Origin of the sequence: Sphingobium sp., from assembly GCF_032153725.1 — a bacterium.
Lineage (GTDB): Bacteria > Pseudomonadota > Alphaproteobacteria > Sphingomonadales > Sphingomonadaceae > Sphingobium.
Genome location: NZ_JALDYQ010000011.1, coordinates 26,374 through 46,716 on the forward strand (window position 1 = coordinate 26,374; position 20,343 = coordinate 46,716).

Sequence of the window (20,343 nt, forward strand, 5' to 3'; positions counted from 1 at the left end):
CCGTCTCCCCGGAGGAGGCGGCCCTTTTCCACGCCTCCCCGGCATGGGAAGCTATTTAAGGGGGAGCATCATGACCATATTCGTCGAACTCGCCGGCTGGCTCGGCGCGCTGCTGGTCCTCGGCGCCTATCTGCTCGTCTCCACCGGCCGCGTCTCGGGCAGGTCGGCGCTCTTCCAATGGATGAACGCGCTCGGCTCCGCGCTGTTCATCCTCAACACCTGGTGGCACGGCGCCATCCCCTCGATGGCGCTCAACATCATCTGGCTCGCCATCGGCGCGATCGCGCTCATCCGCATCGCCCGATCGAAGCGGACCCGGCAATAGCAGTTATTTCGCGCGATCAAGAAAGGCTGGGGTAGCGGCTTCGCGCGCAATTGGTTACCCATCGCTCCAGCAATGAAAAAAGCGCTGATCGTCCGTCATGTGCCGCGCGAAGGAGCGGCGGGTTTTCTCCGGCCGATCGAGGCTGCAGGCTATGAGATTGAGCGGATCGACGTCGCCAGCCCCGATTTCCTCGACGCCGACCTCTGTACGCCCGATCTGCTGATCATGATGGGTGGCCCGATGGGCGTCTATGAGCATGACATCCATTCCTGGATTCCGCACCAGATCGAAAAGCTCGCCGCCCGGCTGGAGCAGGACCTGCCGACGCTCGGCGTGTGCCTGGGCAGCCAGATGATTGCCGCGGCCCTTGGCGCCCGCGTCTATCCCGGCGGCAGCATGGAACTGGGTTTCCAGCCGGTCATGCTGAACGGGGCAGGGGCCGACTCGCCGCTGCGTCATCTTGACGGGGTGCCGGTCCTGCACTGGCACAGCGACACATTCGATCTGCCCGTTGGCGTCGACCTGCTCGCTTCGACGACAAGTTATGCCCATCAGGCCTTCCGCCGTGGTCGCAATCTCCTCGCCCTGCAATTCCACGCGGAAATGGGCGAGGACCCCCGTTTCGAGGATTGGCTGACCCATTTCTGGGCTGATCTCGATATTGCCCGGCAATGCGGCATCGCGCTGCGGCAGGATCATGCCGATCACGGCCCCGGCGCCGTCGCTGCCGGACGCGCGATGATCGGGGAATGGCTCAGCGGACTGGAGGCTTAGGGCCTGCGCCCCAGAGCATCGTGTGCCAAAGTGGGAACCGGTTTTGCGCTTAAAACGATGCGATAACAAAGAACTAGAGCACGCGTCCTGCGTCCGATTAAACGCAGCGCGCTCTAAAACTCGACCTCCAGTTCCTCGACCTCATCCTTTTCCCCGCGCGCGGCGTCGATCCACTCGCGCATCAGGTCCCAATCATTGCTCCAGTTGCAATAAGCGGCCGATTTTGCCGAGAGCGCCACCGCATAGGTCAGGAAACGTTGAGCCACCGGCGCAAACATCGCATCCGCGACGGTCGGCTTTTCCCCGAACAGCCAGGGTCCGCCATAGGCGTTGAGGCATTCGGTCCAGATTTCCTCGACCCGCTCGATATCCTGCTTCGCCCCCGAAAAGACGGGGAATTTTTCGTGCCTGACCTTCAGGTTCATGGGCAGGGCGGATCGCAGATTGATGAAGCCCGAATGGATTTCGCCGGAAACCGACCGGCAATGCGCCCGGACGATGCGATCCTCCGGATACAGCCCGGCATGGGGATAGAGCTCATGCAGATATTCCGCGATTGCGAGCGTATCCCACACGCTGGCCCCCTCATGGGTGAGCCGCGGCACCAGCACCGAAGGCGATAATAGCAGCAATTCCGCCCGATTTTCCGGATCGTTCAGCGCGATCGTCTTCTCCGCGACCTTCAGGCCCGCCAGGCGGCATAGCAGCCATCCCCGCAGGGACCAGGATGAATATGTCTTGCTGGAAATGGTCAATTCAGCGTCGGCCATGGCAATCCTCTCGCTTGTGCTTATGTTTCCATCAATCATGATGCGGTGCAATATGGAAAAGCTGTATAACGATCGTACAAAGCGCCGAATCGGTGCGAATTGGGTTTGGGACGCGTTTGAGTCAGATGATGATGCTATATAGTGGCTATCAGGCCTGGAATGATATGATGGCCCCCGCGCGATTCGGCGCGCAAATCGCTCTTGCCTTCAAGGACAGGCTGGGGCCGGTTGGGGACTGGGCCATGTCCCGCCGCATATTTGCCCTGATGGACGTGTTCCAGGGCGCCCGGTTGACGCATCACCGCCCCGCCTATGGCATTGGGGAGGTGCACAGCGGCAACGCCGTGGTTCGCGTTCGCGAGGAAGTGGCGCTGGATCTGCCGTTCGGCAGTCTGTTGCATTTCGCCAAGGACGATATCGAAACCGCCCAGCCCAAGGTGCTGATCGTCGCGCCCATGTCGGGCCATTTCGCGACCTTGCTGCGCAATACCGTCCAGACCATGTTGCGCGACCATGACGTCTATATCACGGACTGGAGAAGCGCACGTGAGGTGCCCTTGAGCGCCGGGCGCTTCGGTTTCGATGACTATGTCGACTATATCATGACCTTCATGCAGGAACTGGGCCCGGGATCGCACATCGTGTCGGTGTGCCAGCCCTGCGTTCCGGCCATGGCGGCCGTGGCGATCATGTCGGAGGACAAGGACCCGGCAACGCCGCGTTCCATGACGCTGATGGGCGGACCGATCGACACGCGCGCGGCGCCCACCGTGGTCAACGAACTCGCCAATGACCGTTCGATCGAATGGTTCGAGGAAAATCTGATCAGCCTGGTGCCGATGCGCTATGCGGGGCGCGGGCGGCGCGTCTATCCGGGGTTCCTTCAGCTTTCCGCCTTCATGTCGATGAACATGGATCGGCACGGCGCCGCGCATCGCGAGCTTTATCAGCTGCTGGCCGACGGCAAGCAGGTCGAGGCGGACCGGATCAAGACCTTCTACGAGGAATATTTCGCCGTACTCGACATGACGGCGGAATTTTACCTGGAAACGGTGGACAAGGTGTTCCAGCGGACCTTGCTGGCCAAGGGCGAACTCACCTATCGCGGGCGCAGGGTCAATCCAGGCGCGATCCACAAAACCGCCCTGCTGACGGTGGAAGGGGAAAAGGACGATGTTTGCGCCGTGGGCCAGACGGCTGCCGCCCATGCGCTCTGCACCGGCCTTCGTCCGCATCTGAAGCGACATCATCTTCAGCCCGGCGTCGGCCATTATGGCGTGTTTTCCGGCAGCAAATGGGAAAAACAGGTCTATCCGCAGGTACGGAACATGATCCTGGCGATGAATTGAGGGTGCGCCATAAAGAGATCATCGTGTTCCTGCGAAGGCAGGAACCCAGTCCCGCCGTTTGAACTGGACTCCTGCCTTCGCAGGAGCACGGTGTTTCGCTATTCCGGCCGCGTCCAAATCCAGGTCCCGCCAACAATAGCGGCTGCCACCGGGATCAGGAACCAGGGAAATGGCGAAAATGCCAGCGCAATCGCGGCGCTGAACGCAAAGGCCCCCAGCGCGGCCTTCTTCCCCCGCCGGCTGATCGCGCCTTTTTCCCGCCAGCGCCGGATATGCGGCCCGAAATGCCGATGCTCCAGCAGCCGAGCCTCCAACGCCGGACTCGACCGTGCAAAGCAGAAGGCCGCCAATATCATGAACGGCACGGTCGGCAGCAACGGCAGGAAAGCCCCGATCGCGCCCAGTCCGAGCGAGAAAAAGCCGCCGACAAGATAGAAATGCCGCATCAGGCCGTCGGCAGCCGCAGCCGCACCATCAACCCACCCAAATCCTCGCTTTCCTCCATGGCGACGGACCCGCCATAGATTTCCGCGACGTCGCGCACGATGGCAAGGCCAAGCCCCGTTCCCGGCTTCCCTGAATCCAGCCGCACGCCCCGATCGAATATCCGCGTGCGTTCCGCTGCCGGAATGCCCATGCCGTCATCCTCGACCAGTATCTCGATCATCGCGCCTTTGCGCCCAACCGTCGCGAAGACGCTGCCGCCACCATATTTCGCCGCGTTCTCGACCAGATTGCCCAGCATTTCATCAAGGTCCTGCCGCTCGACCCGCACGGCGGCTTCCTTATCCCCGTCCATGTCGATCCGCACCTCGGGATAGAGCCGCTGCACCGCCCGCTCGACCGCGTCAAGGCTGTGCCAGACCTCCGCCCGGCTCTGCGCCGCGCCCCGCCGTCCGACCGCCCGCGCGCGCGCCAGATGATGGTCGACCTGCCGCCGCATCGTCGTCGCCTCTCGGATCACCGTGTCGCCAAGGTCCGGCGCCTGGGCAGTCGCGGCGTTCATGATCACGGTCAGCGGCGTCTTGAGCGCATGGGCGAGATTGCCGGCATGGGTCCGCGCTTCTTCCGCCTGCCGCTCATTATGGGCGAGCAGGGCGTTCAGCTCCTCGACCATGGGCAGCACTTCGGATGGCATCGGCTCGGTCACGCGATTCTTCTCGCCGCCGCGCATCCGTACGATTTCCTGCCGCACCTTGCGCAGCGGCCGCAATCCGTAAAGGGTTTGCAGGGTCGTCAGCACGATCAGCCCCAACGCCAGCATCGCGAAGCTCTCGAACAGCGTCGACCGCAGCGCCTTGATCTGCGCGTCCAGTCCCGCGCGCGCCTGCGCCACCATGAACATCCAGCGCGTGTCGGATCCGGGCAGGATGATGCTGCGCTCCAATATGCGCAGGTCTTCGCCGGGAAACTGCTTGCTGTCGTAGATATGCGGGGCATCGTCATGATGGTCCGGCTTGACCTGCAACGCCCGGTCCCACAGCGAGCGGGACCGCCAATCCTCATGCCCCTTGCCGCTGATCTGGTAATAAATGCCGCTATTGGGTTCCAGAAAGCGCTGGTCGGCAGGCTCGCGGTTGAACAGCACCTCGCCATCGGGGCCGATTTCCGCCGATGCGATCATGGCGGTCAGGACATAGTTCATCCCATCGTCGAAATTGCGCGTGATCGCGTCGGACAGCACGCGATCCAGCGCCAGCCCGCCGCCCAGCAGCAGCAGGCTGATCCACAGCGCCGCAATGCCGATCATGCGGCGGCTCAGCGATCCGGTGGAGCGGACCTGCGAGGAGGGGTAGGGATCGGTCATCGCGGGGCGCCGGAACCTCGGCCCCGCTTACCGCCCCGGTTCGTCGAGGCTGTAGCCCAGACCGCGAATCGTTGTGATGACGTCGGCGCCCAGCTTCTTGCGGATGCGCGTCACGAACACTTCGATCGTGTTGGAATCGCGGTCGAAATCCTGATCGTAAATATGTTCGATCAACTCGGTGCGGCTCACCACCTTGCCCTTGTGATGGAGCAGGTAGGACAGCAGCTTATATTCCTGCGCGGTCAGCTTCACCGGCTCGCCCTTCAGCGTCACCTTGCCCGACCGCGTGTCCAGCCGCACATCGCCGGCGGTCAGTTCGCTCGACGCATTGCCCGACGCGCGGCGGATCAGCGCGCGCAGGCGGGCGATCAGTTCCTCGCTCTGGAACGGCTTGGCAAGATAGTCGTCGGCGCCCGCGTCCAGCCCGGCCACCTTGTCCGACCAGCTGTCGCGCGCGGTCAGCACCAGCACCGGAAAGCTGCGCCCTTCCTTGCGCCAGCGGTCCAGCACGGTCAGGCCATCGATGGTCGGCAGGCCCAGGTCCAGCACCACCGCATCATAGCTTTCGGTCGCGCCCAGAAAATGCCCGTCCTCGCCATCATCGGCAAGGTCCACGGCATAGCCCGCGCCTTCCAGCGTGTTGCGGAGCTGTTGCCCGAGGCTAGGTTCATCTTCGACGATCAGCAGACGCATATGGCCCCGTTTCTGTTGTTATGCCTGTAAGCGCGCTCAGCGCGCCCAGCCGATTATATCGCCCGTGCGACCGTCCGCATCAACCCATACCACCTTGCCGTCCTTCACATATTTCAGGCGATACCGGTTGGAGGAGGGGTTGAATTCGCTACCCAGATAGGTCGCGCCGCCCATCGCGGCATCGACCCGGCGCTTGATGACGGAAAAGGGCATGACCTGCCCGTCCAGCATGGCGCGGCGGGCGGCATCCTGCTCGTCCCGCTGGCTGCTGGCATAAGCGGCGGGATTCGTAACGGAAAGTGCCGCCATGGCGCCAAGGGCCGCTATCAATCTGAACCGCTTCATTTCCATGACCTTGGCATAGCCGCGAACCATTGAACAGGTGGTGAATGGCGGGGAGGGGGGATTGTGGCTGCTTACTTTACGCATCCTGTTGAAGCGCATCGTGTTCCTGCGCAGGCATTCGAACGAGACGAGTGGCTCGTGAGAACCCAGTCCCGCCCTCACTTTGTCATGGCAACATCTGAACTGGGCTCCTGCCTGCGCAGGAGCACGTCGCACTCAATGATTACAATTGACCAAACCCCACCGCTACCCCACCTTATTTCTCCAGCGCGTACTGCACTGTCAGCGTCACCGAAGACCCGACCTGCCCGGGCTCCACCGGCGTAGCGGGCGCGGCATCCGCCTTGAACCGCGCCGTCACCATCATTGGCATGGGCGGCTGGCCACCGCTATTGCTCTCCGACAGTGAAACCAGCCGCGCCGACCGATAGCCTGCCGCCTGCGCATAGAAATCCGCCTGCGCCCTGGCGCTCTTCAGCGCCGCCGCCCGAGCCTGCGCCAGCATCGGCGCGGGATCGCTGATCGAGAAGCTCGGGCCGTTCACATTGGTCGCGCCAGCCTCGACCATGGCATCGAGCAGCGTCCCGACCTTCCTGATGTCCCGCAGCTTCACCGAAAGCTGGTTCGACGCCTCATAACCAATGAAGCGCGGCCCCGAAGGCTGCCCGTCGCGATTGCTGTAATCATATTGCGCCGACAGATTGATGCCGCTGGTCTGGATATCCTTTTTCGGGATTCCCGCCTTCACCAGCGCCGCGATCAGCCTGTCCATCTGCACCGCATTGTCGCGCATCGCCTGCGTGGCGGTCTGCGCGCGGGTCTGAACCCCGGTGCCCACTGTCGCCATGTCGGGCGCGGCTTCCACGGTTTCCGTAACGTTCAGCGTCACGACCGGCGCGGTTTCCGCGATGGTGACGCTGGTTTGCGCCATGGCAGCGACGGGCAGGGCGGCGCCAAGCGCGGCCAGAGCAATCATTGATTTCACAGGGCTTTCTCCTCAAAAAGCGATACGCGTCTATTGTGACGTTTGCGATGAACGGACGCTGACATGCGTTGAAAGCTTATCGTCAGCTTCTGGTTCCCCCCCTCTTGCCCCGGCGGTCACAACATCCTAGCTGCACGGCCATGGCGGCTCCCATTCTCTCCTTCGAAAATCTCGGCCTTTCGCAGGGCACCCATTGGCTTTTCCGCAATCTCGACATCTTCGTCGGGGAACGCGACCGGCTGGCACTGATCGGCCGCAACGGCGCGGGCAAGACCACGCTGCTGAAACTGATCGCCGGCCAGATCGAACCGGACGAGGGCACCCGCTCGGCTCGCCCCGGCGCGCGCGTCATCATGCTGGAGCAGGACCCCGACGTCAGCGGCTTCGCCACGCTGCGCGATTTCGCGCTGGCGGGCCAGTTCGCGCCGCCCGCGCATGAGGTCGACGCCATCGCCAGCCAGCTTGGCACCGACCTCAACCGCGAAGCCGCCACCGCATCGGGAGGCGAACGCCGCCGCGCCGCTATCGCCCGCGCGCTGGCAAGCGAACCCGATCTGCTGTTGCTGGACGAGCCGACCAACCATCTCGACATCGACGCGATCGACTGGCTGGAGGGTTGGCTCAGCCGTTATAATGGCGCCTTCATCGTCATCAGCCACGACCGCGCTTTCCTGACCCGGCTGACCCGCCAGACCCTGTGGCTCGACCGGGGCGGCATCCGCCGCAACGAGATCGGCTTCGGCGGGTTCGAGGATTGGATGGAGGCCGTCTATGCCGAGGAAGCCCGCGCCGCCGAGAAGCTGGACGCCAAGCTCAAGATCGAGGCGCACTGGCTGGAACGCGGCGTCACCGCCCGGCGCAAGCGCAATCAGGGCCGCCTCGCGAAATTGTGGGAAATGCGCGCCCAGCGCGCCGCCATGGTCGGGCCGCAGGGCGTCGCCAAGATCGCCGTCGCCAGCGACGACAACAAGACGAAAAGCGTCATCACCGCCCAGCATGTCACCAAGCAGTTCGGGGCCGGAGAGAATCAGCGCGCCATCATCAAGGACTTCTCCCTGCGCATCCAGCGCGGCGACCGCATCGGCATCGTCGGCGGCAATGGCGCGGGCAAGACCACGCTGCTGAAGCTCCTGACCGGCGAGCTTGCACCCGATGCCGGCGAGGTGAAGCAGGCGAAATCGCTCGACATGATCTTCATCGACCAGCAGCGCAGCCTGATGCAGCCGGACAAGCGTGTCCGTGACGTGCTGGCCGAAGGCGGCGACTGGATCGACGTGCGCGGGTCACGCAAGCATGTCCACGGCTATCTGAAAGAGTTCCTCTTCGATCCCTCGTTGGCCGAGGCCCGCGTCGGCACCCTCTCGGGCGGTGAGCGCTCGCGCCTGCTCTTCGCCCGCGAGTTCGCCCGCGAATCGAACCTTCTGGTGCTGGACGAGCCGACCAACGACCTTGATCTCGAAACGCTCGACCTGCTTCAGGAAGTGATCGCGGATTATGAAGGCACGGTCCTGATCGTCAGCCACGACCGCGACTTCCTCGACCGCACGGTGACGGTGACGCTGGGCCTCGATGGCTCCGGCACGATCGACGTGATCGTCGGCGGCTATGCCGACTGGGTCGCCAAGCGCCAGCCGAAAAACGCCCCCAGGGTCGAGAAGAAAACCGCCGCGCCACCCGCGCAGAAAACCGCCGCCACCAAATTGAGCTATAAGGACCAGCGCGATTTCGACCTGATCCCCAAGCGAATCGAGGAGATCGAAGCCGCCATCGCCCGCGACGAAGAGGCGCTGGCCGACCCCAATCTCTACAGCCGCGATCCGAAGAAATTCGACACGCTCACCCGGGCGATCGAAAAGGCCCGCGCCGAAAAGGATGCTGCGGAGGAACGCTGGCTGGAACTGGCGGAAAAGGCAGAGGGTCTGGGCGCCTAGAATCATTCTTTGGTTTTCCGTGATTTCCGGGCCGCCGGATGATTGGCTTCGCCGAACTGGCGTTTCCATCTGGCTCGAAATCGATCCAGGAAGCGCTTGCGCCGATCCCCTCATCTGATAGCCATGCACGTAAAAACAGGGAAAAGGCGCATGGAACAGTCCACTGCGATACAGGATGAAGACCTGATCGACGGCCATCACGCCGTCCACTATGTCAACCGCGTCGGCTGGCTCCGCGCCGCCGTTCTGGGTGCGAATGACGGCATCGTATCGACCGCCAGCCTGCTCACCGGCATTGCGGCTTCCGGCGCGGCACCCGAAACCATTCTTCTTTCCGGCATAGCCGCGCTGGTCGCGGGCGCCATGTCGATGGCGGCGGGCGAATATGTCTCCGTCAGTGCCCAATCCGACACCGAACGCGCCGATCTGGCCAAGGAAAGGAAGGCGCTGGCCCAACAACCCCATGTGGAGTGGGAGGAATTGCGCGACATCTATGTCCATCGCGGCCTGACGCGGGATCTGGCCGGTCAGGTGGCGACGCAGTTGATGAATGTCGACGCGCTTGCCGCCCATGCGCGCGATGAACTCGGTATCTCGGAAGTCAGCACCGCGCGCCCGATTCAGGCCGCGCTGACCTCTGCCGCGACCTTCTCCGCCGGAGCCGTCGCGCCTGTATTGGCCGCAGCCGCCAGCCCCTCCCATGCCATCGTGGCCGTTGCGGTCACGTCCCTGCTGTGCCTTGCCGTGCTGGGCTATATCGGCGCGCGGCTTGGTGGCGGCGGGGTCGCCCGCGCCGTCGTCCGCGTCGTCTTCTGGGGCGTGTTCGCGATGCTGGCAACTTCCGGCGTGGGCAAGCTTTTCGGCGCTGCCATATGATGGCAAGGATCCCCCGCAATTCCCAAGGAGACAAGATGATGACCGATATCCAGCAAATCCCCCTCAAGACCATCAAGGGCGACGACGCCAGCCTGGCGGATTACGCGGGCAAGGTGGTTCTGGCCGTCAATGTCGCCTCCAAATGCGGCCTGACCCCGCAATATGAGGGCCTTGAAAAGCTCTATGGCGATTACAGGGATCGGGGCCTGGTCGTCGCCGGCTTTCCCGCCAATGACTTCGGCGCGCAGGAACCGGGCAGCAATGAAGAGATCGCGACCTTCTGCACCACCAATTTCGGCGTCGATTTCCCGATGTTCGAGAAGATCGTCGTTAGCGGCCCTGAAAAGCACCCGCTCTACGCGGCCCTGACCGGCGCCCGACCCGATGCGCAGGGTGACGGAGCGGCTTTCCGCGAAAGGCTCCAGGGCTATGGCATCACGCCCAATCCCGAACCGGAAGTCCTCTGGAACTTCGAAAAATTCGTGATCGCCAGGGATGGCACCGTCGCTGCCCGCTTCGCGCCGACGACCGCGCCGGATGACGCGGCCCTGATCGCAACGATCGAGGCCGAACTGGCGAAATAAGCGCTGCCGCCGCGCCCATGGTCCAGACGCTGCAAATGCCGGATATCGGCCCCGTGCTCGAAACGTTGAGCATCGTCGGCACTTTCGTCTTTGCTGCGTCCGGTGCCCTGGCGGCGGCGCGCCTGCGCCAGACGCTGGTTACCTTCGCCTTCTTCGCATTGGTGACAGGCGTGGGGGGCGGCACGGTCCGCGACCTGCTGATCGGTGCGCCGGTCTTTTGGGTTCATGACGCCGTCCCTGCCATTGCCTGCATGATCGCGGCCCTGCTCGTCTGGTTCACCCCGCGCCGCCTGTGGAGCGACCACGCGCTCGATTGGCTCGACGCAGTGGGCCTGACCGCCTTCGCGGTCTATGGCGCGGCCAAGGCGATGGGCTATGGCATACCGCCTTTCGTGGCCGCGATGATGGGCATCGTCACCGGCTGCGTCGGCGGCATCATGCGCGATTTGCTGGCGGGAGAGCCGTCGATCCTGCTGCGGCCGGAACTTTATGTCACGGCGGCGGCGCTGGCATCTGGTCTGTTCGTTTTCCTGCGCTGGTGGGGGATGGATGTCCCGGCCGCGGGCCTGATCGCCGCGCTGCTCGGGTTTATGCTCCGTGCCGTGGCCATCTGGCGCGGCCTTGGCCTGCCGCATTACAAGGGGAAGAGTGAAGGGACCCGATGATGCGGTGACTTCTTGAGAGGGGAGTGGAGAGGGTGGATGGCGGACGGTCGGCTTAGCTGAGCATTCTTTAATACGCACCGTGTTCCTGCGCAGGCAGGAACCCAGTCCCGCCCTCACTTCGTCATGGCAACATCCGAACTGGGCTCCTGCCTGCGCAGGAGCACGGCGCGCTCAATGGCTACAAATGGCCAGGGGCGGTCGTTCCCTGACGATTGACTACCGCCAAAAGCCCAGCAGCAGCGCCATCAGCCCGCGTTCATCCGCAGCTTTCGCCACCCGTGGCGCGCCATAGCCCCGGCACTCCAGGCAATCCGCCCGAACGCCCGCGCCGCTGACCAGCGCTCGCACATCGGCAACCGCCTGCAACGCCCAGTTCCGCTGCACCATCGCCTGCCGTCCGAGCAGGTCACGCCCCATCGAACTATCTGGCGCCCCCGCATCATCTTCATCCTCTCGATCGACGATCGACTGGACGAACTGCGCGAACCTGTCCGGCTCCTTCGCGATCCGATAGGGCCTGGCCCTGGCCGGATCGATCTTCGCCAGCTTCGCCGCCTCGGATATGGCGTCCTCCAGCCCGCCGAAGCGATCCACCAGCCCGATCTGCCGCGCCGTGCCGCCATCCCACACGCGGCCCTGCGCGATCGCATCGATCTGCTGCGGCGTCCTGCGCCGGGATTGCGCGACCAGCCCGACGAAGCGGCCGTAAATATCCTCGACCCCCATCTGCATGATCCTGTCGAATTCGGGCGTGGTGCCGCCAACCACGTCGGGCTGTCCCGACAGCGGCGTCGTCTTCACGCCGTCGGTGGTCACGCCCATCTTCGCCAGCGTCCCCTCGAAGCTCGGGATGATGCCGAACACGCCGATCGAGCCGGTGATCGTGTCCGGCTCGGCAAAGATCACATTGGCAGGCGTCGACACCCAATAACCGCCGCTCGCCGCGACATTGCCCATGGAGACGACCACCGGCAGCCCGTCGGACTTCGCCTCCATGATGGCGCTGCGGATCTTTTCCGACGCCATCACCGAACCGCCCGGCGAATCGACCCGCACCACCAGCGCCTTCAGGTCCTTTTCCGCCAGCGCCTTGCGCAACAGCGCCGAAATCGTGTCGCCGGCGGCTGTTCCCGGACCCGCCTCGCCATCGACGATATCGCCGGCAATGGTCAATACGCCGATATCGCCGCCATTGGCGGGCTTGTGCGCCTTCATATAGCTTCGCAGGTCGACGGTCGCGAAGGCCCCGGCTCTGTCGTCCGGCGCATCGCCCGCGACCTCCGCCACGCGCGCGCCAAAGGCCGCTTCATCGCCAATCCTGTCGATCAGGCCCACGCCCAGCGCCGCCTTGGCCAGATTGCCGCCCGCGGCCTCCGCCAGCGCCGCCGGATCGCGCACATAGGCCGCCAGCCTCGCCTTCGGCCGCGCCTTGGCGACTTCCTGCTGCCAATCCTCCCAAAGGGCATTGGCGAGCGCCTGATTGGCCTGTTTTGCTTCGGGCGATTGCCCGGTCCGCGTGAAGGGCTCGACAAAGCTCTTATAGGTGCCGACGCGATAGACATGGGTGTTGACGCCCAGCTTGTCGATCAGGCCCTTATAATAAAGCCCCGACCGGCCACGCCCGATGATCGCGACGCCACCCAGCGGATCGACCCAACTTTCGCTCGCATGGGCGGCCAGCTGATAGCTGTCGTCGCTAAAGATGGTCGCAAAGGCAAAGACCGGCTTCTTCGCCGCGCGCACCGCGTCCAGCGCCTTGCCGACCCGCGCCAGCGCCACTTGGCCGCCGCCCATGAACCCGTCGAGGTTCAGCACGACCGCCTTGACCCTTTTGTCATCCTTCGCGGCGTCCAGCGCGGCGACGATGTCGGCCAGCCCATATTCCCTGGCCTTGTCGCCGGAACCGGTCAGCAGCGCCATCGGATCGACCTCGGCAGGCTGCTCCACGATGCTGCCGTCCAGCTTCAGCAGCAGCGCGCCGCTGCTCACGCTCTGCGAAGGCTTGGGCGACCAGGAGAGGGCGGCATAAAGAAGGCCGAAGAAACCCAGCAGGAACAGCAGCACCAGCCCGTCCTTGATGGCGACCAGGATGCGCCACATGCCCTTCACAAATGCCAAGCTGCCGGTTCCTTCCTTAAACTGCCGTCCGGGCTAACCCATCGACGGACGGACTGCAATGTGGGGGCGGGCGGGGGCTTCGCAAGCTTGCGCCAGACGAATCCCACGTTATGGGAGGCGGCAACTCATGGCCTTTCGTGCAGGAGACACGCTAACATGCCCACGCTCGTCCTTATCCGCCACGGTCAATCCTCTTGGAATCTGGAAAACCGCTTCACCGGCTGGTGGGATGTGGACGTGACCGAGAAGGGCGCCGGGGAAGCCCGCGCCGCCGGCAGGCTGATGGCGGAAAAGGGGCTGGACTTCGACCAGTGCTACACCTCTGTCCAGACCCGCGCGATCAAGACGCTGAACCTGGCGCTGGAGGAAATGGGGCGTCTGTGGCTGCCGGTCGAAAAGGACTGGCGCCTTAACGAGCGTCATTATGGCGGCCTCACCGGGCTCAACAAGGCGGAGACGGCGGCAAAGCATGGCGACGATCAGGTGAAGATCTGGCGCCGCAGCTTCGACACGCCCCCGCCGCCGCTGGAAGCGGGCAGCGAATTCGACCTGTCGAAGGACCGCCGCTATGCCGGCATCCCGATCCCCTCGACGGAGTCGCTCAAGGACACCATCGCCCGCGTGCTGCCCTATTGGGAAGCCCGCATCGCCCCCGACCTGAAGGCGGGCAAGCGCGTCCTCATCTCCGCCCACGGCAACTCGCTCCGCGCGCTGGTGAAGCACCTCTCGAACATCCCCGATGACGAGATCACCGAACTGGAAATCCCGACCGGCCAGCCGATCGTCTATGACCTTGGCGACGACCTGACGGCGAAGGACCGCTACTACCTGTCGGAACGTTGATTTTCGGCGTGCTCCTGCGAAGGCGGGAGCACGCTTTACGACGGGCTTGCCCCCCATCGGTCCTCCCGCTAAGGGGCTTTGCTTTCCGCACCCTTTCGGGTGGCATCAGGCAGGGAAGTGCCAAGCGAATGACCGGGGCAACGCAAGCCGCCATCGTCGGCATCATCATGGGCAGCCGATCCGACTGGGAAACGATGCGCCACGCATCGGAGACGCTCGAAGCCCTGGGCGTCGCCCATGAATGCAAGGTCGTTTCCGCCCACCGCACCCCCCAGCGGCTCTACGACTACGCCACCGGCGCCGTCGCCCGCGGACTGAAGGTCATCATCGCGGGCGCGGGCGGCGCCGCGCACCTCCCCGGCATGGCGGCTTCCATGACGCGCCTGCCCGTCCTCGGCGTCCCCGTCGAATCCAAGGCCTTGAAGGGCATGGACAGCCTGCTCTCCATCGTCCAGATGCCGGGCGGCATCCCCGTCGGCACGCTCGCCATCGGCAAGCCCGGCGCGATCAACGCCGCGCTGTTGGCTGCCTCGATCCTCGCCACCACCGACGCAGCCCTTGCCGAGCGCCTCGACGCATGGCGCGCCAGGCAGACCAACGACGTAGCGGACACCCCCGAATAAGATGACCACCATTCCGCCCGGCTCCACCATCGGCATTCTCGGCGGCGGCCAACTCGGCCGGATGATCGCCATCGCCGCCGCGCAGCTTGGCTATCGCACCCATGTCTACGCCCCGGAAACGAGCGGCCCGGCCGCCGACGTCTCCCCCCGCTGGACGCAGGGCGCCTATGAGGATGCGCAAGCGCTCGCCGCCTTCGCGGACAGCGTTGACGTGGTGACATATGAGTTCGAGAATATCGAAACCTCCGCGGTCGAGGTTCTGGTGACCCATGGCCTTGTCCGTCCGGGCACGAAATGCCTTCAGGTCGCGCAGGACCGCCTCGCGGAAAAACGCTTCGTCTGCGACCTTGGCGGCCTGACCGCCCCCTTCGCCCCGGTCGAAAGCCTGGACGATCTCGAAGAAGCGCTCGACCAGATCGGCAGCAGGGCGATCCTGAAAACCAACCGCATGGGCTATGACGGCAAGGGGCAGGCCCGCCTCTCCGACCCCGGCGACGCGGTCGGCGCGTGGAACGCGATAGGCCGCCAGAGCGCCATCCTCGAAGGCTTCGTCACCTTCGCCGAGGAGTTCTCCGTCATTCTCGCGCGCGGCGCCAATGGCGACATCCGCTTCTGGGACAGCGCCGCCAATGTCCATAAGGACGGCATCCTCGACAGATCGACCGTCCCCGCAGGCGCCCTGATCGAAGGCCAACTCCCCCAGGCCCGCGCCCTCGCGGCCAAGGTCGCCAACGCCCTCGACTATGTCGGCGTCCTGACGCTGGAATTCTTCGCCAGCGCCGATGGACCGGTCTTCAACGAAATGGCTCCCCGCGTCCACAATAGCGGCCACTGGACCATCGAAGGCGCGCTCACCAGCCAGTTCGAAAACCATGTCCGGGCGATCTGCGGCCTGCCGCTGGGCGACACCGGCCTTGCCGCCGCGAAGGTCGAAATGCACAATCTCATCGGGGCGCAGGCCAATGACTGGCAACAGATCCTGTCCGACCCGGCCAACCATCTGCACCTTTACGGCAAGCACGAAGCTCGCCCCGGTCGCAAAATGGGTCATGTCACCCGCCTCACTCTATGAGCGAAGCCCCGGAAATCGTCCTGATCCTCGCCCGCGCCGATAATGGCGTGATCGGCAAGGACGGCGACCTGCCCTGGCGCCTGCCCGCTGACCTCAAGCATTTCAAGGCGCTCACCCTCGGCCACCCGATGGTCATGGGCCGCAAGACCTTCGACAGCCTGCCGGGCCTGCTCCCCGGCCGCCGTCACATCGTCCTCACCCGCGACAGCGCATGGGCAGGGGAGGGCGCCGAAACCGCCCACACCCCCCGGCAAGCCATCGCCAAGGCCGCCGCCCCCGCCATCGCCGTCATAGGCGGCGCGGAAATCACCACACTCTTCCTGCCGCTTGCCCACCGCATCGAACTGACCGAAGTGCACATGGATGCGGAAGGCGACACCCGCATCGCCTATCCCGACCCCGCCGACTGGCAGGAGGTCGCCCGCGAAGACCATCCCGCGCTGGACGGTCGCCCCGCCTACAGCTTCGTCACCTTCCGCCGTACCGCCGCGCATTGCCAGCGGCCGGACGCGCCCCTATAGCCCGCCTCATGGAGCGGTTGCACAGCAGCGCCCCGATGCCCGCCCATCTGCGCGGCAGCATCATGGCGCTGGGGAATTTCGACGGATTTCACGCCGGGCATCAGGCCGTGGTCGGCCGCGCCATAGAACGCGCCCGTGCCGAGGGGCGCCCCGCGATCATCGCCACCTTCGACCCGCACCCGATGCGCCTGTTCCGCCCGGACACTCCCTGGTTCCGCCTCACCACGCTCGACCAGCGCGAACGCCTCTTCGCGCACGCCGGTGCCGACGCGATGCTGGTCTTCGACTTCACCCGCGAACTGGCCTCGCTCGACCCGCCAGCCTTCGTCCACCTGCTGGCCGACTGGGGCGTCGCCGGAGTGGTCACCGGTGAGGATTTCACCTTCGGCAAGGACCGCGCCGGCACCACCGAAACGCTGAAGCAACTTGGCGCCACGATGGGCCTCACCGCGCAAGCGGTCGCCCCGATCACCGGCGCCAATGGAGAAATCATCTCCTCCACCCGCATCCGCCAGGCGCTGAAATCCGGCGATTGCGCCACTGCCACCCGCCTGCTGACGCGCCCCTACACCATAGAGGGCATCGTCCAGCACGGCGACAAGCTCGGCCGCACCATCGGCTTCCCCACCGCCAATATCGACATGGGCCATTATCTGCGCCCGGCCTACGGCATCTACGCCGTTCGGGCGCTGCTTGGCGATGGCCGCGTTCTCGACGGCGCCGCCAATCTCGGCATCCGCCCCAGCTTCGATCCGCCCAAGGAACTGCTGGAGCCGCATTTCTTCGACTTTGCCGAAAGCCTCTACGATCAGAAGATCGAGGTCCAGCTCATCCATTATCTCCGCCCCGAAGCGAAACTGGACGGCCTTGACGCCCTGATGGCCGCCATCGCCGCCGATTGCGACAATGCGCGGCAAATCCTTGCGGGAACGCCCCACCTCGCCTAATGCCGCGCGGTTGCATTAACTCGCGCGGACCCACATGACCGACCAGCCCAGCCAAGAAACCAAAGACTATAAGAGCACCGTTTTCCTCCCCGTCACCGACTTCCCGATGAAGGCGGGTCTGGCGCAGAAGGAACCGGCCATATTGGCGCGCTGGGAGGAAATGGACCTTTACGGGCGTCTGCGCGAGCGGCGGAAGGGCCGCGAACGCTTCATCCTTCACGACGGCCCGCCCTATGCCAATGGCGACATCCATATGGGCCATGCGATGAACAAGGTGCTGAAGGACATCATCGTTCGTTCGCAGAGCCTTCTTGGCAAGGATGCCCCCTATGTCCCCGGCTGGGACTGCCACGGCCTTCCGATCGAATGGAAGATCGAGGAGGAATATCGCAAGAAGAAGCAGAACAAGGACGAGGTTCCCGCGCAGGAATTCCGCGCCGAATGCCGCGCCTATGCGGACAGATGGGTCGGCGTGCAGAAGGAGCAGTTCAAGCGCCTTGGCGTCATGGGCGACTGGGACGACCCCTATCTGACCATGAAGTTCGACGCCGAAGCCACCATCGTCGGCGAGCTATTGAAATTCGCGGAAAGCGGCCAGCTCTATCGCGGCGCCAAGCCCGTCATGTGGTCCCCGGTCGAAAAGACCGCGCTGGCCGAGGCGGAAGTGGAATATGAGGATATCGTCTCCACCCAGATCGACGTGGCGTTCGAGATCGTCGAAGCGCCGAACGCGCCGGAACTGGTCGGCGCTCATGCGGTGATCTGGACGACGACGCCCTGGACGATCCCGGTCAATCAGGCTTTGGCTTATGGGCCGGAAGTCGATTACGTCCTGCTGGAAGGCGACGGGCGGAAGTTCATCGTCGCTGAAGCGCTCGTCGGCCCGTTCAAGGAGCGCACGGGCCTCGTCCACGCGCAACCGCACAAGCATTTCAAGGGCACTGCCCTCGCCGGAGCCACCGCCCGCCATCCGATCTACAACCTCCTTCGTCACCCCGGCGAAAGCCGGGGTCCCGCTTCTTCTTCCGGCGCTGACGCCGAGTGGGAACGGTGCCTCGACTTCTTCGCCAGGCCGCGCCCGTTCCTCGCGGGCGATTTCGTCACCACCGACGCGGGCACCGGCCTCGTCCACATGGCCCCCGACCATGGTGAAGACGACTTCGCGCTCTGCAAGGCGAACGGCATCAACCCGGTTTTCGCGGTCGAAGGCGACGGCAAATATCGCGAGGACTGGGCGTGGCTTGGCGGCCAGGGCTCCGTCATCAACCCGAAATTCGTCAGCAAGGACGGCCCGATCTGCACCGACTTGGCGCAGGCAGGCGGGCTTTTGGCTGCGTCCGACGACTTCAAACACAGCTATCCGCACAGCTGGCGCTCGAAGGCGAAGATCATCTTCCGCTGCACCCCGCAATGGTTCATCCCCATGGATCGCCCCATCAGCGATGGCGTCATCCCCCGCTGCGCCGAGGAGGAAGCGATCCTGGCGCGTCAGGGCAATGGCGCGACCCTGCGCGCCACCGCGCTCGACGCGATCGAGAACACCCGCTGGGTGCCGGAACGCTCAACCAACCGCATCCGCTCGATGGTGGAGGGCCGCCCTGACTGGGTCATCAGCCGCCAGCGCGCATGGGGCGTCCCCATCGCGCTCTATGTCCATCGCAAGACCGGCGACTATCTTATTGATAAGGCAGTCAATGCCCGCATCATCACCGCGTTCAAGGGCGCTGGCGCCGATGCATGGTTCGGCGCCGACCATCAGGCGCTGCTCGGCCCCGATTACGACCTCAACGACTATGAGGTGGTGAACGACATTCTCGACGTCTGGTTCGACAGCGGCTCGACCCACAGCTTCGTGGTTGAAGGTCGCTACGGCCCTGATGCCCGCGCCGACCTCTATCTCGAAGGCTCCGACCAGCATCGTGGCTGGTTCCAGTCCTCATTGCTCGAAAGCAGCGGCACCCGCGGCCGCGCGCCCTATGACGCCGTCCTCACCCACGGCTTCGCGCTGGACGGGCAGGGCCGCAAAATGTCGAAGAGCCTCGGCAATGTGGTCGATCCGCTGAAGGTCATCGCGGAAAGCGGCTCGGACATCCTCCGCGTCTGGGTCGCCAGCACAGATTATTTCGACGACGTTCGCATCGGCAAGGAAGTGCTGGCCGGTTCGTCCGATGCCTATCGAAAACTCCGCAATAGTTTCCGTTACTTGCTCGGCGCTCTTTCTGATTTCTCCGAAGAGGAAAAGCTGCCCGTAGCCGAAATGCCGGAACTGGAGCGCTACATGCTCCACCTCCTCGCGAAGCTCGACGCCGACCTCAAGGCGGTGGTCGACAAGGCGGTGGTCGACAAGGCGGCGGGCAGCGAGAACTGGCTGGAGTTCAGCCGCTACACCCGCGCGCTGTTCGACTTCGCCAATAGCGATCTGTCGGCCTTCTTCTTCGACATTCGCAAGGACTGCCTCTATTGCGACGCGAAGTCGGACCCCAAGCGCCGCGCCTATCGCACGGTACTCGATACGCTGTTCCACGCGCTGGTCCGCTACGCCGCGCCGATCATCCCCTTCACCGCTGAGGAAGTGTGGCAAAGCCGCTATCCAAATACCGAAGATAGCGTGCATTTCCTCGAATGGCCGGACTTCTCCCAACTTCTCACTCGTCATTCCCGCGAAGGCGGGAATCCATCTCCAGCCCTGTCCGATGGCGCGGCGTGGTTGTTGGATGAGGAACTCGGGGCCAGGTGGACGTCCATTCGCGTCACGCGCGATCAGGTCAACGAAGCCATCGAACCGCTCCGCCGCGAAAAGATCGTCCGCTCCAGCCTCGAAGCCGACGTCACCATGGGTGAGTTGCTGCCCACCGGCGACGTCGATTTCGCGGAGATCGCCATCGTCGCCCGCGTCGAAATGGGCAAGGGCGACGGCATCGTCGTACAGCCCAGCGACTGGCACAAATGCGGCCGCTGCTGGCGCCTGCTGCCGGAGGTCGAGGAAGACGGCACACTCTGCAACCGCTGCGATGAGGTGCTGAGCGCTTGAAGCGAAATCCCTGTCCTACACGGCCCGGAGTGCGCTATACGCTCCGGGCCTTCCGGGGCCTGTAGGAAAATAGGAAAAAAATGG

20 protein-coding genes are annotated in these 20,343 nt (G+C 64.3%); 13 read left to right on the forward strand and 7 right to left on the reverse strand.

Annotated features, from left to right (window positions below; all coding sequences use genetic code 11):
- Window positions 1-70 precede the first annotated feature (70 nt).
- Entirely contained in the window at window positions 71-325 is a 255-nt protein-coding gene (locus tag RUH75_RS05670; RefSeq protein WP_313803048.1) for a CBU_0592 family membrane protein, read from the forward strand.
- 72 nt (window positions 326-397) lie between these two features.
- On the forward strand, window positions 398-1,099 hold the full coding sequence (locus tag RUH75_RS05675) for a glutamine amidotransferase (RefSeq protein ID WP_313803050.1): 702 nt from the start codon (window positions 398-400) through the stop codon (window positions 1,097-1,099).
- Window positions 1,100-1,212: 113 nt separating this feature from the next.
- Here the strand turns inward: RUH75_RS05675 and RUH75_RS05680 are convergent, their stop codons facing one another.
- Complete coding sequence (locus RUH75_RS05680; RefSeq protein ID WP_313803052.1) at window positions 1,213-1,869, reverse strand: glutathione S-transferase; 657 nt, start codon at window positions 1,867-1,869, stop codon at window positions 1,213-1,215.
- A 125-nt stretch (window positions 1,870-1,994) separates the two neighbouring features.
- On the opposite strand from RUH75_RS05680, the gene RUH75_RS05685 reads away from it, so the two are divergent.
- The gene (locus RUH75_RS05685) at window positions 1,995-3,218 is read left to right on the forward strand and encodes a polyhydroxyalkanoate depolymerase (RefSeq protein WP_313803054.1); all 1,224 of its coding nucleotides are present in this window, start codon (window positions 1,995-1,997) and stop codon (window positions 3,216-3,218) included.
- A gap of 98 nt (window positions 3,219-3,316) precedes the next feature.
- On the opposite strand, the gene RUH75_RS05690 is transcribed toward RUH75_RS05685, so the two are convergent.
- The 5 genes from RUH75_RS05690 to RUH75_RS05710 form a co-directional block, all read right to left on the reverse strand.
- The gene (locus tag RUH75_RS05690) at window positions 3,317-3,667 is read right to left on the reverse strand and encodes a YbaN family protein (RefSeq protein ID WP_313803139.1); all 351 of its coding nucleotides are present in this window, start codon (window positions 3,665-3,667) and stop codon (window positions 3,317-3,319) included.
- Window positions 3,664-4,968 (reverse strand): HAMP domain-containing sensor histidine kinase, encoded by a 1,305-nt coding sequence (locus RUH75_RS05695; protein ID WP_313803141.1) that lies wholly within the window; start codon window positions 4,966-4,968, stop codon window positions 3,664-3,666. The genes RUH75_RS05690 and RUH75_RS05695 overlap by 4 nt, the downstream gene beginning before the upstream one ends.
- An 84-nt stretch (window positions 4,969-5,052) precedes the next feature.
- The gene (locus tag RUH75_RS05700; RefSeq protein ID WP_044662519.1) at window positions 5,053-5,718 is read right to left on the reverse strand and encodes a response regulator transcription factor; all 666 of its coding nucleotides are present in this window, start codon (window positions 5,716-5,718) and stop codon (window positions 5,053-5,055) included.
- A 36-nt stretch (window positions 5,719-5,754) separates the two neighbouring features.
- Complete coding sequence (locus RUH75_RS05705; RefSeq protein WP_313803143.1) at window positions 5,755-6,093, reverse strand: hypothetical protein; 339 nt, start codon at window positions 6,091-6,093, stop codon at window positions 5,755-5,757.
- A gap of 226 nt (window positions 6,094-6,319) precedes the next feature.
- Window positions 6,320-7,048, reverse strand: coding sequence for an SIMPL domain-containing protein (locus RUH75_RS05710; RefSeq protein WP_313803060.1), 729 nt, complete (start codon window positions 7,046-7,048; stop codon window positions 6,320-6,322).
- A gap of 140 nt (window positions 7,049-7,188) precedes the next feature.
- On the opposite strand from RUH75_RS05710, the gene RUH75_RS05715 reads away from it, so the two are divergent.
- The 4 genes from RUH75_RS05715 to RUH75_RS05730 all read left to right on the forward strand — a co-directional run bounded on the left by RUH75_RS05715 (window position 7,189) and on the right by RUH75_RS05730 (window position 11,104).
- A complete protein-coding gene (locus RUH75_RS05715; RefSeq protein ID WP_313803062.1) occupies window positions 7,189-8,979 on the forward strand; it encodes an ABC-F family ATP-binding cassette domain-containing protein in 1,791 nt (596 codons plus the stop codon).
- A gap of 150 nt (window positions 8,980-9,129) precedes the next feature.
- On the forward strand, window positions 9,130-9,855 hold the full coding sequence (locus RUH75_RS05720) for a VIT family protein (RefSeq protein ID WP_313803064.1): 726 nt from the start codon (window positions 9,130-9,132) through the stop codon (window positions 9,853-9,855).
- Window positions 9,856-9,893: 38 nt separating this feature from the next.
- A complete protein-coding gene (locus RUH75_RS05725; protein ID WP_313803066.1) occupies window positions 9,894-10,439 on the forward strand; it encodes a glutathione peroxidase in 546 nt (181 codons plus the stop codon).
- Between the two features lie 17 nt (window positions 10,440-10,456).
- The gene (locus RUH75_RS05730; protein ID WP_313803067.1) at window positions 10,457-11,104 is read left to right on the forward strand and encodes a trimeric intracellular cation channel family protein; all 648 of its coding nucleotides are present in this window, start codon (window positions 10,457-10,459) and stop codon (window positions 11,102-11,104) included.
- Window positions 11,105-11,320: 216 nt separating this feature from the next.
- Here RUH75_RS05730 and sppA read toward each other — a convergent pair whose 3' ends face one another.
- Complete coding sequence (gene sppA / locus RUH75_RS05735; RefSeq protein WP_313803068.1) at window positions 11,321-13,222, reverse strand: signal peptide peptidase SppA; 1,902 nt, start codon at window positions 13,220-13,222, stop codon at window positions 11,321-11,323.
- 156 nt (window positions 13,223-13,378) lie between these two features.
- Here sppA and gpmA point away from each other — a divergent pair, with 156 nt between their 5' ends.
- The 6 genes from gpmA (at window position 13,379) to ileS (ending at window position 20,259) form a co-directional block, all read left to right on the forward strand.
- Window positions 13,379-14,065: a 2,3-diphosphoglycerate-dependent phosphoglycerate mutase gene (gene gpmA / locus RUH75_RS05740; RefSeq protein ID WP_313803070.1), complete on the forward strand. Its 687-nt coding sequence runs from the start codon at window positions 13,379-13,381 to the stop codon at window positions 14,063-14,065.
- Window positions 14,066-14,193: 128 nt separating this feature from the next.
- Window positions 14,194-14,688: a 5-(carboxyamino)imidazole ribonucleotide mutase gene (gene purE, locus RUH75_RS05745; RefSeq protein ID WP_313803072.1), complete on the forward strand. Its 495-nt coding sequence runs from the start codon at window positions 14,194-14,196 to the stop codon at window positions 14,686-14,688.
- A 1-nt stretch (window position 14,689) separates the two neighbouring features.
- Window positions 14,690-15,760: a 5-(carboxyamino)imidazole ribonucleotide synthase gene (locus tag RUH75_RS05750; protein WP_313803074.1), complete on the forward strand. Its 1,071-nt coding sequence runs from the start codon at window positions 14,690-14,692 to the stop codon at window positions 15,758-15,760.
- The gene (locus tag RUH75_RS05755) at window positions 15,757-16,281 is read left to right on the forward strand and encodes a dihydrofolate reductase (RefSeq protein ID WP_313803076.1); all 525 of its coding nucleotides are present in this window, start codon (window positions 15,757-15,759) and stop codon (window positions 16,279-16,281) included. The genes RUH75_RS05750 and RUH75_RS05755 overlap by 4 nt, the downstream gene beginning before the upstream one ends.
- A gap of 8 nt (window positions 16,282-16,289) precedes the next feature.
- Window positions 16,290-17,228 (forward strand): bifunctional riboflavin kinase/FAD synthetase, encoded by a 939-nt coding sequence (locus tag RUH75_RS05760; protein ID WP_313803078.1) that lies wholly within the window; start codon window positions 16,290-16,292, stop codon window positions 17,226-17,228.
- Between the two features lie 34 nt (window positions 17,229-17,262).
- Window positions 17,263-20,259: an isoleucine--tRNA ligase gene (gene ileS, locus RUH75_RS05765; protein WP_313803080.1), complete on the forward strand. Its 2,997-nt coding sequence runs from the start codon at window positions 17,263-17,265 to the stop codon at window positions 20,257-20,259.
- Window positions 20,260-20,343 lie beyond the last annotated feature (84 nt).